Raw genomic sequence first — 1,145 nt, forward strand, 5'->3', positions numbered from 1 at the left:
AGTCTGTACCTTTTGGTTAATCCAAGCGGTTCACGTCTCTGGTATCTCAAATATCGTATCAATGGCAAAGAGTCTCGCCTCAGTTTAGGCACTTATCCCGATGTATCGCTGACCGATGCCCGGCAACAGCGCGACGGCATCCGCAAACTGCTGGCTCTAAATATCAACCCTGCGCAGCAACGTGCCGCTGAAAAGGCGGCGCCGTTCACCGGCAAAGAGTTTCAAGACTGTGGCGTTAGGCTGGCATAAAAGCAACAGAACCTGGTCGGAGAACCATGCCGCCTGCTTGCCAGCCTGAACAATCATGTTTTTCCGGCGATCGGTAATCAGCCGATAACGGAACTGAAAACCCGACACTTCACTGCCCTTCTGAGAGGTATTGAGGAAAAAGGTTTGCTGGAAGTAGCGGCACGTACTCGACAGCATATGTGCAACATCATGCGTCATGCCATACATCAGGAGTTGATAGAGAACAATCCGGCAGCAAATCTGGACGGTATAATCGCCGTCCCCGTCAAACATCACTACCCAGCCCTTCCCCTTGAACGACTACCCGAACTGTTGAGCCGAATTGATGGTTATCATCAGGGACGGGAATTAACCCGGCTTGACCTGCTCCCCGTTGATTAGTACACCCCGATGTTAGTAATGTCTTCATAAGCCACATGAGGACATCCCCATGAAGAAGCGTTTTTCCGACCAACAAATCATCAGTATTCTCCGCGAGGCCGAAGCCGGGGTATCCGCGCGTGAACTCTGCCGCAAACACGCCATTTCCGATGCCACGTTTTACACATGGCGTAAGAAGTATGGCGGTATGGAAGTGCCTGAGGTTAAGCGCCTGAAGTCGCTTGAGGAAGAGAACGCCAGACTCAAGAAGCTGCTTGCCGAAACCATGCTGGATAAGGAGGCGCTTCAGGTGGCCCTGGGCCGAAAGTACTGACGACAGACCAGAAGCGGGAAGCCGTGGTGTTGATGTGTGATGCGACCGGTCTGTCGCAACGTCGTGCCTGCAGACTCACAGGTTTGTCCCTGTCGACCTGCCGTTACGAAGCGCAGCGCCCGGCATCGGATGCGCATTTATCCGAGCGCATCACCGAGCTGGCACTGGAGCGCAGGCGTTTGGGCTACCGCCGAATCTGGCA

2 pseudogenes are annotated in these 1,145 nt (G+C 54.0%); both read left to right on the forward strand.

The features are described from left to right. Window positions 1-609 (forward strand): annotated as a pseudogene (locus AU511_RS16925) (tyrosine-type recombinase/integrase); the annotation flags it as partial. Window positions 610-679: 70 nt separating this feature from the next. Then, window positions 680-1,145, forward strand: a pseudogene (locus tag AU511_RS16930) (transposase); the annotation flags it as partial.

The sequence above is a fragment of the Lonsdalea iberica genome, from assembly GCF_002111585.1.
Taxonomy (GTDB): domain Bacteria; phylum Pseudomonadota; class Gammaproteobacteria; order Enterobacterales; family Enterobacteriaceae; genus Lonsdalea; species Lonsdalea iberica.